11 protein-coding genes are annotated in these 10,203 nt (G+C 63.3%); 9 read left to right on the top strand and 2 right to left on the bottom strand.

The window, feature by feature from the left end; translation table 11 throughout:
* Positions 1–144 precede the first annotated feature (144 nt).
* From BTW07_RS04665 to BTW07_RS04650, 4 genes are all read left to right on the top strand, one after another.
* On the top strand, positions 145–1,056 hold the full coding sequence (locus BTW07_RS04665) for an NAD(P)-dependent oxidoreductase (RefSeq protein WP_075569009.1): 912 nt from the start codon (positions 145–147) through the stop codon (positions 1,054–1,056).
* On the top strand, positions 1,053–2,612 hold the full coding sequence (locus tag BTW07_RS04660) for an aldehyde dehydrogenase family protein (protein ID WP_075569008.1): 1,560 nt from the start codon (positions 1,053–1,055) through the stop codon (positions 2,610–2,612). The genes BTW07_RS04665 and BTW07_RS04660 overlap by 4 nt, the downstream gene beginning before the upstream one ends.
* A gap of 109 nt (positions 2,613–2,721) precedes the next feature.
* Positions 2,722–3,849 (top strand): aminotransferase class V-fold PLP-dependent enzyme, encoded by a 1,128-nt coding sequence (locus BTW07_RS04655; protein ID WP_075569007.1) that lies wholly within the window; start codon positions 2,722–2,724, stop codon positions 3,847–3,849.
* Between the two features lie 123 nt (positions 3,850–3,972).
* Positions 3,973–4,845 (top strand): VOC family protein, encoded by an 873-nt coding sequence (locus BTW07_RS04650; protein ID WP_075569006.1) that lies wholly within the window; start codon positions 3,973–3,975, stop codon positions 4,843–4,845.
* A 32-nt stretch (positions 4,846–4,877) separates the two neighbouring features.
* Here BTW07_RS04650 and BTW07_RS04645 read toward each other — a convergent pair whose 3' ends face one another.
* The gene (locus tag BTW07_RS04645) at positions 4,878–5,801 is read right to left on the bottom strand and encodes a LysR family transcriptional regulator (RefSeq protein WP_075569005.1); all 924 of its coding nucleotides are present in this window, start codon (positions 5,799–5,801) and stop codon (positions 4,878–4,880) included.
* A gap of 210 nt (positions 5,802–6,011) precedes the next feature.
* On the opposite strand from BTW07_RS04645, the gene hmuQ reads away from it, so the two are divergent.
* From hmuQ to BTW07_RS04625, 4 genes are all read left to right on the top strand, one after another.
* The gene (hmuQ, locus tag BTW07_RS04640; protein WP_075569004.1) at positions 6,012–6,347 is read left to right on the top strand and encodes a heme-degrading protein HmuQ; all 336 of its coding nucleotides are present in this window, start codon (positions 6,012–6,014) and stop codon (positions 6,345–6,347) included.
* Positions 6,331–6,966 (top strand): cell wall hydrolase, encoded by a 636-nt coding sequence (locus tag BTW07_RS04635; RefSeq protein WP_083941517.1) that lies wholly within the window; start codon positions 6,331–6,333, stop codon positions 6,964–6,966. The genes hmuQ and BTW07_RS04635 overlap by 17 nt, the downstream gene beginning before the upstream one ends.
* A gap of 96 nt (positions 6,967–7,062) precedes the next feature.
* Entirely contained in the window at positions 7,063–7,833 is a 771-nt protein-coding gene (gene epsC / locus BTW07_RS04630) for a serine O-acetyltransferase EpsC (protein ID WP_075569003.1), read from the top strand.
* A gap of 10 nt (positions 7,834–7,843) precedes the next feature.
* Complete coding sequence (locus BTW07_RS04625; protein ID WP_083941513.1) at positions 7,844–8,881, top strand: DUF1853 family protein; 1,038 nt, start codon at positions 7,844–7,846, stop codon at positions 8,879–8,881.
* Here the strand turns inward: BTW07_RS04625 and BTW07_RS04620 are convergent.
* On the bottom strand, positions 8,817–9,707 hold the full coding sequence (locus BTW07_RS04620) for a carboxylate/amino acid/amine transporter (RefSeq protein ID WP_075569001.1): 891 nt from the start codon (positions 9,705–9,707) through the stop codon (positions 8,817–8,819). The genes BTW07_RS04625 and BTW07_RS04620 overlap by 65 nt on opposite strands.
* Here BTW07_RS04620 and BTW07_RS19570 point away from each other — a divergent pair.
* Positions 9,706–10,200 carry a DUF6314 family protein gene (locus BTW07_RS19570; RefSeq protein ID WP_144076824.1) on the top strand — a complete coding sequence of 165 codons (495 nt, stop codon included), beginning with the start codon at positions 9,706–9,708 and terminating at the stop codon, positions 10,198–10,200. The two genes, BTW07_RS04620 and BTW07_RS19570, sit on opposite strands and share 2 nt — an antisense overlap.
* Positions 10,201–10,203: the final 3 nt, after the last annotated feature.

Genomic DNA, 10,203 nt, shown 5'->3' with positions numbered 1-10,203 from the left:
TCCAGCTTTCTTTGCATCACCCGCTCTCTCAATACTGAAAAGCATCCCTGCCGATCCATTCCTCGGCGGATTCGCCGAGCGCTGTATCCGAAAACCCTTCATTCCGACAGTTCTTTCATTCCAACAACAACCCTGGAGAATCTCATGAAAATCACCGTCATCGGTCTGGGTCAGATGGGCGGAAACATGGCGCTGACGCTCCAACGCGCCGGCTTCGACGTCACCGGCAGCGACGTATTCGAGGCGGCGCGCCGGCGGCTTGCCGAGCAGGGCCTCGCCACTGTCAGTCCGGACCAGATCGGCGCCAGTGATGTCTATCTGTTGTCCCTGCCCACCTCCGATCATGTTCGTGAGGTCATCGAGCAGTCACCGGGATTGCTCGGGCTGGCACCCAAGGGCAGCGTGATCGTCGACACCTCCACCAGCGACCCGGTCGTCAGCCGCGAGCTCGCCGCCAAGGTCGCCGATGCCGGGCTCGAGTGGCTGGATGCGCCGGTCAGCGGCGGCCCCAAGGGGGCGGCAACCGGCAGGCTCGGCATGCTTCTCGGCGGGGATATGGCAACGCTCGAACGCGTCATGCCGGTACTCGAGGCGATGTCCGCCAAGCGCACCCACGTGGGCGGCCCGGGCAGCGGTCACGTGGTCAAGCTGGCCAACAACTATCTCTGCGCCGCCAATCTGATCGCCACCGCCGAAGCGGTGACGCTGGCCGCCAAGGCCGGGGTCGATCCGGCGGCGTGTCTCTCCGGGCTCAACAGCGGCTCGGGCAGAAGCGCCATCAGCGAGGTCAACTTTCCCGAGTGGATCCTCTCCGGTCGCTTCGATTCCGGCTTCACCAGCGGCCTGATGCGCAAGGATCTGCGCCTGGCTCGCGACGCCGCCAGCGGTCTCGGTCTCGATCTAAGCCTTCTGCAGCAAGTGGTCGCTGGCTGGCACGCCGACCCTGATCGACCGGCGGATAGCGACGATTTCAATCACATCACCTCACCGATTCTGGCCCAGGCCGACGTTGACTTCTCCCCTTCCGCCGACAGCGACGAGGAAGCCTCCGCATGAACGCATTGAACACTCAGGCACAGCAGGCCTTGCGCCGTCTCCTCGCCCAGTTCGGTTTGTCGCTGGAAGCGGGCGACATGCCCTGCTCCAACTGGATCGATGGGGATCTGGTCACCGGTCAGGGCGATGCCATCACGCTGACCAACCCGGCCACCGGGGAAGAATTGACCACCTATCGCGATGCCGGTACGGATCTGCTGGATCGCGCGGTGGCCGCCGCCACCCGCGCCCAGGTCGAGTGGATGGCGCTGACTGCCAGCGAACGAGGCCGGCGCATGAACGCGGCAGTCCGTCGCCTGGAGGGCCATGAGGAAGACCTCGCCCAGCTCGAGAGCGTGGTCGCCGGCAAGCCGATCCGGGACTGCCGGGGTGAAGTCGGCAAGGTCCGGGAGATGTTCGAATACTACGCAGGCTGGTGCGACAAGCAGCATGGCGAGGTCATTCCGGTGCCCACCTCGCACCTCAACTACGTTCGCCACGTACCCTTCGGCGTCGTCGGCCAGATCACGCCCTGGAACGCGCCGATGTTCACCTGCGCCTGGCAACTGGCACCGGCGATCGCTGCAGGCAACGGGGTCGTCCTCAAACCCTCGGAGCTGACGCCGTTCTCGTCGGTGGTGATCGCCCGGCTGATCGAATCCGGCGGCCTGCCCCAGGGGCTGATCAACATCGTCAACGGCCTCGGCCCGACTACCGGCGCGGCGCTGACCGGCCACGACGGTATCCGCAAGCTGGTGTTCGTCGGCTCCCCCGACAGCGGTCGCCTGATCGCCGAAGCCGGCGCCCGCCGGTTGGTGCCGAGCGTGCTCGAGCTTGGCGGCAAGTCCGCCAATATCGTGTTCGACGATGCCAGGATCGACGACGCCGTGGCCGGGGCGCAGGCGGCGATCTTCGCGGCGGCGGGACAGAGCTGCGTGGCGGGTTCGCGGCTGTTGATCCAACGCGACATCTTCGACGCCGTGGTCGAACGCGTCAGCCGCGCTGCCAGCCAGATTGCCGTCGGTCTGCCGGCCGATGAAGCGACTCGCATGGGGCCGCTGCAGAATGCCCGTCAGTTCGAGCGGGTGACCAACATGATCGAACGCGCCAAGGCAGCCGGCGCTCGCGTCGTCACGGGAGGCACGCGCCCGACGGGTCTGCCGGGAGGCGCCAACGGCTACTACCTCGCACCCACGGTCATCGCCGATGTCGATGCCTCGATGGAGATCGCCTGCGAGGAAGTGTTCGGCCCCGTGGTCGTTGCCTTGCCATTCGAAGACGAAGCCGAGGCCATCCGCCTCGCCAACAGCACGCGCTTCGGTCTGGCCGGCGCGGTATGGACGCAGGATCCGGCCAGGGCACATCGTGTCGCCGCACAACTGCGCGCCGGCACCGTTTGGATCAACAGCTACAAGGCGATCAACGTGATGTCGCCCTTCGGCGGTTTTCGCGACAGCGGTTTCGGCCGTTCCAGCGGCCTCGACGGTTTGCGCGAATACACGATCCCCCAGAGCGTATGGGTCGAAACCGGAGCCGAAGCCAGCGTCGCCATGGGCTACGGCAGCGGCCAGGTCTAGAGGCTCTATGACCAGTGAGAGCGGCTTGGGTCGCTCTCTTCTCACCTCGGTCGCTTTCTCTCAATTCGGGTAACATGGCAGCACGACCCGAATCCAGGAAGAGCCCCGCGTGCAGCCATCCGATCTCTGCTATCTCAACAACGCCTCCGTCGGTCTGCAAAGCCCGACGGTATCGGCACATCTACGGGAGTGGCTGGAGGCGGAGATGGCGGCTTATCCGCGCCAACGCCTCGAAAGTGCAATCTGGGACCTGCCGACAAAGAGAACCCGGCTGGCCACCATGATTGGGGCGCCGGAAGCTCAGGTCGCGTTCGGCGCGAGTACGTCTCAACTCATGGCGCAGGTGGTCGGTAGCCTGAACCTCGCCGGCCGGCGTCTGCTGATCGCACCGGGCGAATGGGCGTCTAATGTCGTCTTGCTGCGGCGCCTGGGCGGAGCGCCGACACGCAACATCGAGCTGCTGGCAACCGACGCCAACGGCCAGTTCGATCCGGCCGCTATCGCGAACCAGATCGGCGAGGACGTCGCGGCGATTCTGACGCCCCTGGTCACCAGCATCGAAGGTCGCCGCTATGACGTGGAAACCCTGGGCAACCTGCCTCGGCCAGCGCATTGCCCGCTAATCGTCGACGCGGCTCAGGGGTTGGGGCAGAGCGACATCGATGTGCGTCGATTCGGCTGCGACGTACTTGTCGCCACTACCCGCAAATGGCTTCGCGGCCCCCGGGGAATGGCTCTGCTCTACGTCAGTCAGCTGGCAACGGCCATGATGCAGCCCAATCCGGCCCCGGAGCTGGCGGGATTACGCCTGAACCTGGAAACTCAACGTTTCGACGATCTTCCCCAGGCGCGCCGCTTCGATGCCTCGGACGTCTCCGTCATGAATCAGGTCGCTCTGACAGCGGCGATCGGCGAGCTTCAGCAGATCACGCTGGAGCAGTTGCAGGGACATCTGACGACATTGACCGAGCGGGTCTACGAGCTCGCCCGCGATCGCGGGTTCCGTCCGCTGTTGCAGCATCCCGAGAGCGGCATCGCCACGATCCACCTGCCGGATGCCACCCCCTTGCGGACTCGCCAGAAACTCGATGCGGCCAGCATCGTTGCCAAGGTGTGCGACACGGCCGCCGAACCGCTGAACATTCGGCTGCCGGCGACCGGCTCGCTGTTGAGGATCTCTCCGCATTGGCACAATACGTTGGACGATATCGACCGTGTCATGGCGGCGCTGGATTGAGAGAACGCGGAATTGAGAGCGGTGTTGAAATGAGAAAAAGCGGGGGCGATCGCGTACGCTGTCTCTCCCGAACTGCGATCTTAGGCGATACTGCAGATAACGACACCATCGGATGGAAGGCTCATGAGCTTCGGCATCGATCACCCCTTGCTGGCGGTCAGTGATCTCGATCATGCCGCCCAGGCAGCCCGAGACCTTGGTTTCACCGTCAATGCCCGCCACCAGCACCCGTGGGGAACGGACAATCACCTGCTGTTCTTCAGCAACAACTTCATCGAACTGATGGGGATCGGCCGTCCGGAATGTCTGGATTATCAGGATGACAACGGGTTCCAGTTCGGTCGTCTGATCGAGGCGCGCCTGATTACGGTCGGTGACGGCATCGCCATGGTGGCGCTCGACAGCGACAGCATTCAGCGCGATCACGCCCTGGTCGCGGCGCGGGGCTTCAACGCGGGATGCCCGATCATCTTTCGCCGCATGGCTCACCTGCCCGGCGGCCGCGACGAAGAAGTGAGCGTGGCGCTGGATATCCTGCACGATCCGGAACGTCCCTTCCTGACCCAGTTTCTCTGCCAGCAGTTGCGCCCCGAACTGTTTCGCGTCGATCCGACGCAGGAAGCGCATGCCAATACCGCGACGTCGATCGCCGATGTCTGGTACCTCAGCGACGATCCGACCTACGACATCGAACACTTCCGGCGCATTCACGGGCCCAATTCGATCCGAGGTGGCGGCGCCGAATGGACCATTCATACCCATAAGGGCGACTGTCACCTGCTCGACCGCCAGGCGCTGGCAGCCACTTTCCCCATGCTCGGCGATATCGAACCGGAGCCACCGCGAGCCGTGGCACTCACCCTGACCTGCCGTGACCTGAAGGCAGCGATTGCCTGCTGGGAGCATCACGGCATCGACCATCACCGCCACAGCGAGACTCAGGCCGATATCGCGCCTGGCGTTCTGGGTACGCTACTGCGATTCGAGCAACGCTAGGCAGCGGCGCGCGCAGCGCGGGCGCTGGCCTGTCAGGGGCGGTGGGAAGCGGAGCGAAATGCCAGCATCCAGGCGCCCAGATGACGCAGCAACTTGAGACTGGCCTGAGGCTGACGCCGCCCTACCCGGGTGATCATATGGGCCTGGGAATTCTGAAACGGCGCCGAGGCCACCGGCAAGGCAACGACACTGCCCGCGGCCAGTTCATGGGCGACCGCGAAACGCGGCAGCAGCGTGATGCCCATTCCCGCCACCACCGCGCGACGCAGCACGGCCATAGAATTGGTTTCCACGGCTACCTGCGGATGCAATCCTGCCTGTACGAACGCCTGATCGACCAGTCGACGTACCCCATGCCCGGTTTTCCATAGTGCCATGGGCGTTTCGCTGAGCCGTTGCAACGAGATCGGCTGCGACTCCCGGGCCAGCGGGTGATCGACGGGACAGATCGCCAGCAACGGCTGACCGCTGGAGGCCCAGAAGCGAATCTGCGGATGCACGCGTTCATGGAACATCAGCCCGATATGCGCCCGATCTTCGACCACGGATTCGATGATCTCGTCGGTACCGGCCTGCTCGATGTCCAGACGGATGCCACGATAACGTTCGGCAAAGGCTTTCAACGGCGCATCGATCAGATCGTTGATGAAACCCTCACCCACCACCAGTGCGATCGTCCCCGTCTCCAGACGCTGATAGGCCTCCAGGCGGGTAATGAAATCGTCGTCCAGATCCCCTCGCCTGCGGCAGTAATCGAGCGCCATTTCCCCCACCGGCGTGGGCCTGATCCCTCTCGGCGTGCGTTCGAGCAGCGGTGCGCCGAAGGCGGTTTCCAGCAACGCGATCTGACGGCTGACCGCCGACGGCGCGATATCGAGCCTGGCGGCCGCCTTGCGCAATGAGCCGGATTCGACCGTGACGCGAAAGTAGACCAGACGCTGATGCGGAATATCCATGGATGGCAACCAAAGAACGGGAACTGTTGCCTGGATTAGCCCACTAACTCACCGTGGCGTCAACGCCTCGCCTGTCCGTCGCGAGCTGCTTCCGGCTCGACTTTTGGCACTGGATGCTGGCAATGTTACCTCGGTCGCACTGGAAACCAGCGGCAGCGGTCGTCAATCGGTTCCCTGGCGGGCGCCGACCTTTCCTTCAGGAGTCACCCCATGTTCATCGCCATGAACCGCTTTCGCGTCAACCCCGAACGCACCGAAGAGTTCGAGACCCTATGGCTGGAGCGTGAAACGAAACTCCAAGGCTTGCCCGGCTTCGTCGAATTCCACATGCTGCGCGGCCCCCAGGAGGAAGATCATGTTCTCTACGCCTCCCATACCGTCTGGCGCAGCCGCGAAGACTTCGAATCCTGGACGCACTCGGAAGCTTTTCGTGCTGCCCATGCCAATGCCGGCCAGAGCCGCCGCGAAGGGCTCTATCTCGGGCCGCCCAAGTTCGAGGGTTTCGACGTCATTCAAACGATAGACAACGATGTCCAGGCCGGCTGACCGGTTGAATCGGCGTCTGACGACCGGTGTTCTGCTGGCATGCTGGCTGCTGAGCTGCACGTCGGCGTTGGCCGGGCCACCGCCGACGAAAGCCGAGATAGCGCGACAGAAGGCCGAACAGCTCGAGCAACGGGTCGTCGAGACGGATCGAATCGAGCCGGCCCCGGATGCGGCAAGGCTGACGCCGGAGGGCGTGGAGGCCGTCGACCCGCGCGGGCTGGCGCCGCTCGATGATGCGATATCGTGCCTGGCGCGATCGATCTACTGGGAAGCCAAGGGTACCGACCAGCGGGAAATGCAGGCGGTTGCCAACGTCATCATGAACCGGCTGGGGAACCCGGAGTTTCCCTCGAGTCTGTGCGAGATCGTTCAACAGGGCGCGGAGAGCGGCCACTGCCAGTTCTCCTGGTGGTGCGATGGCCGTCCCGACGAGGCCAACGAGCCGGAGCAATACACGGCGGCCAAGGAAGTCGCGCGCCGCGCGCTCAACGGCACCCTGCCCGATATCACTCACGGTGCGCTTTTCTTCCATCACCGCAGCATCTCGCCGGGATGGATGTCGACACTGGTCAGGACGGCTCGCACTCACGAATTCAATTTTTATCGCCAGCCGGGTTAACCGGAAACCTGTATCCATCGATCCAAGATGGGCTCGAGGGCGACGACACGACGACACGACGACACGACGACACGACGACACGACCCAGAGGACATCATGCCAGCCAATGCCGAACATCATTCCAGGGCATTCTCGAATCAGCTGGACGCTGACACGCTATGGCCGGCGCTGGTCGAGTCCGCGCAGGGGGCCATGGAGCGAGATCCGTTGCTGGAGGCGCTATATCGTCACCACCTCCTGGAGGTTCCGGATTTCGCGAGCGCGCTGGCACGAATCATCGCCGAAACCCTGGCAACACCGCAGTTGCCGGAGGGGATGGTGCGGGATCGCATCGAAGACACCCTGAAACAGCGACCCGAGATTGCGGTCGCGGCCGCGCAGGATCTGCTCGTACTGCTCCGCGAGGATGCCGCCATCCCCGAGCCCTTCACACCATTGCTGTTCTTCCCCGGTTACCGCGCCGTGCAGTGCCAGCGTGTTGCGCATCAGTGGTGGCAGCAAGGTCTGACCGATCTTGCCAGCTGTCTCCAGTACCGTGTCGCGGTCCAGTTCAGTGCCGATATCCACCCCGCCGCGATCCTGGGGTCGGGGTTATTCGTCGACCACGGCGCCGGCATCGTCATCGGTGAAACCGCGGTGATCGAAGACGACGTCACACTGTTCCACGGCGTCACGCTCGGTGGCACCGGCAAACTCAGCGGCGATCGACATCCCAAGATCCGCCGTGGTGCCTTTTTGGGCGCCGGCGCCAGCATTCTGGGCAATATCGAGATCGGAGAAAACGCGCGCATCGGTGCCGGCGCCGTGGTCACTCGCGCCGTTGCCGCTGGTGCAACGGTGATCGGCCCCGCGGCCAAACCACGCTAGGCGATTGCTGATGCGTTCGCACTCGGCATCGGATACCCCGCTCGACGTTTTCCACCCTATGGAGGAACGGCTGCGGCAAGATCTGGCAGCGCTGCGTCAACCCTGGGTCCGCGACATTGCATGGCTATTGCACGCCCCGGACATGGCGACAGTCGACTATCCTGGCCGGCCCACGCTGGCAGAGCTGGGGCTCGATCATGACGATCACAGGCGCGCCTGGCTACGCCGGCAGGAGAGCCGGGAGTCGGACTTTCAGGCGCATCGGCTCAAGCGCCGCTCGCAACGCCTGGGCATCTATCACGAGCTGCTCTGGCACTGGATCCTGGATCATGCGCCTCGTACTCGGCTGTTGGCGCACAATGTGGCGCTACGCGATAGCGGACAGACCCTGGGTGAGCTCGACCTTCTCTATACATCGGATCGGGTCGGCGATGCATCGCCAGGTCCCGGTGGGGTAGAGATTTTTCACGCCGAGCTGGCGATCAAGTTTTTCCTCGGGCTGCCCGAAGGGCCTGGCGACGAGCAAGATCCCTCGCGCTGGATCGGTGTCGGAAGCTTCGATTCACTGGCCATCAAATGCCATCGTCTTCAGTCCCACCAGCTTCCTCAAGGCCGGTCCCCGGTCGCCGATCGACAGCGACGAGCGTTGGGGGCAGACGGCCCAATGCATCAGCGAACCATCATGCCGGGATGCCTCTATCAGCCGTGGGACCAGCGCCTGTCGCTACCGAGACTGGCCAACGACGGGGCTGAACAGGGGCTCTGGTGTCATCGATCCGATTGGCATGCCTTGAGCCGGCAACTACCTGAAGGCGCAGCGGGTCACCTGCTGGCCAAGCCCCATTGGCTCGCACCGCCAGCAACCGAGCCTATGCCATTGGCGATCCTGGACAATGAACTGGCCCGCCATTTCGACGATCTGGGCAAGTCCGCACACCTGCTGCTGGTCCTGCCGGACGGACGACGGTGCCGGGTTTTCGTGGTCAGCCGCGAGTGGCCGCCAGCGATGCCGTTGCCGCCCCGGAACGCTTCGCCCAGCGCGCATTGAGCCATAGCGAACCGGCCAGGATCAGCGCCCCGATCCCCAGTCGAGTCAGGTCGGCATCCCGGTTCCAGATCAACAGGTTGACGATCAACCCGGCGGGAATCAGAGCGTTGTTCATGATCGCCAGGGTACCGGCATCGACGCGGCACGCGCCCTTGTTCCAGAGGAAATACCCCAGCCCCGAGGCGACCAGACCCAGCCACCCCAGAATCCCCCACTGCAACGGCGTCGCCGGCAACTTTGCCGTATCCCCCAGAAGCCAGAAAGCCGGTACCGCGAGGCATAACGCTCCCAGGTAGAACCAGCCGAAAAGATGGCGGTGCGCCACGTCCTTTGGCAAGCTTCGCGCCAGGTGACGATAGCCAACCTGCCCCAGCGCAAAGCTCATGTTGGCGCCCTGAACCACCAGGAAACCCAGCCAGTAGTGGGAGGTCACGCCGTCGTAACGAATGATCGCGGCGCCTATCACAGCCAACATCGCCACGATCAGAAAGCGTGGGGAGAAGCGTCGCGCCAACAGATCGTCGATAAGCGTGATATAAAGCGGCGTGAAAATGGTGAACAGCAGCACCTCCGGCACGGTAAGCAAGAGGAAGGACTGGTAGAAGAACAGATACATCACGCCGAGTTGCACGCTCCCGATGGCCATCAGCCCCAGGCGCGAGGACCAGCTCAGCGCAGCAGGACGCAGAAAAGGCAAAAACATCAAGGTCGCCAGAATGATGCGCGTCATGACGGCAAAGTAGCTGTCGACTTGCCCGGATAGATAGACACCGATCAGGCTGAACGAGAAAGCCCACAGCGCCGTGACACCAACGAGATACGACATGAATGGTCAACCTTGCAAAGACGAAAAGTTGACAGCAATTATACGACTAAGATCGATTTTGCCCAAACTTTCGCGCTTTGCGTTCAGCGCAAGGTCAGGTCAAGCCTCCGAAACGGGTTGGAATGGCCAGGGTGAAGGGACGATCGAAGTGGCTCGAGAAGGCTGCAGCATAAAATTGTTCGAGTCCGGCATCTTCACGCTCGATGGCCAGAATCGCGGCGTGCCCATGCGTAACGTCTATCGCTGGGATATCCATGCAGATCGGATCGCCCTTTCTCACGAGCGTCGCGGTGTTGCCGATGCGGTGTCACTGTTCGACCTGGTGATCGACGGCAGTGACGATGACACGCTGGTCAATGTGGAAGCGCATCAATGCGCAGCTGATGCCTACAGTGCGAGGCTCGCGGTGCAACCGGAGGGGTTCGATCTCGAGTGGCGCATCATCGGGCCACGCAAGGACGAGCGGCTTCTCTACCACTACCGCATCCGCTGACAC

Source organism: Salinicola socius, assembly GCF_001937195.1.
Lineage (GTDB): Bacteria > Pseudomonadota > Gammaproteobacteria > Pseudomonadales > Halomonadaceae > Salinicola > Salinicola socius.
The sequence above is the reverse complement of the archived record's forward strand: the minus strand, read 5'-3'. Positions and strand labels throughout refer to the sequence as shown.

What these genes read in the sequence shown, in the direction of transcription:
- BTW07_RS04625 (WP_083941513.1), top strand. Translation starts at nt 7,844, where the DNA reads ATGCGTTCGCACTCGGCATCGGATACCCCGCTCGACGTTTTCCACCCT.
- BTW07_RS04660 (WP_075569008.1), top strand. Translation starts at nt 1,053, where the DNA reads ATGAACGCATTGAACACTCAGGCACAGCAGGCCTTGCGCCGTCTCCTC.
- BTW07_RS04645 (WP_075569005.1), bottom strand. Translation starts at nt 5,801, where the DNA reads ATGGATATTCCGCATCAGCGTCTGGTCTACTTTCGCGTCACGGTCGAA.
- BTW07_RS19570 (WP_144076824.1), top strand. Translation starts at nt 9,706, where the DNA reads ATGAATGGTCAACCTTGCAAAGACGAAAAGTTGACAGCAATTATACGA.
- BTW07_RS04650 (WP_075569006.1), top strand. Translation starts at nt 3,973, where the DNA reads ATGAGCTTCGGCATCGATCACCCCTTGCTGGCGGTCAGTGATCTCGAT.
- epsC (WP_075569003.1), top strand. Translation starts at nt 7,063, where the DNA reads ATGCCAGCCAATGCCGAACATCATTCCAGGGCATTCTCGAATCAGCTG.
- BTW07_RS04635 (WP_083941517.1), top strand. Translation starts at nt 6,331, where the DNA reads ATGTCCAGGCCGGCTGACCGGTTGAATCGGCGTCTGACGACCGGTGTT.
- BTW07_RS04665 (WP_075569009.1), top strand. Translation starts at nt 145, where the DNA reads ATGAAAATCACCGTCATCGGTCTGGGTCAGATGGGCGGAAACATGGCG.
- hmuQ (WP_075569004.1), top strand. Translation starts at nt 6,012, where the DNA reads ATGTTCATCGCCATGAACCGCTTTCGCGTCAACCCCGAACGCACCGAA.
- BTW07_RS04620 (WP_075569001.1), bottom strand. Translation starts at nt 9,707, where the DNA reads ATGTCGTATCTCGTTGGTGTCACGGCGCTGTGGGCTTTCTCGTTCAGC.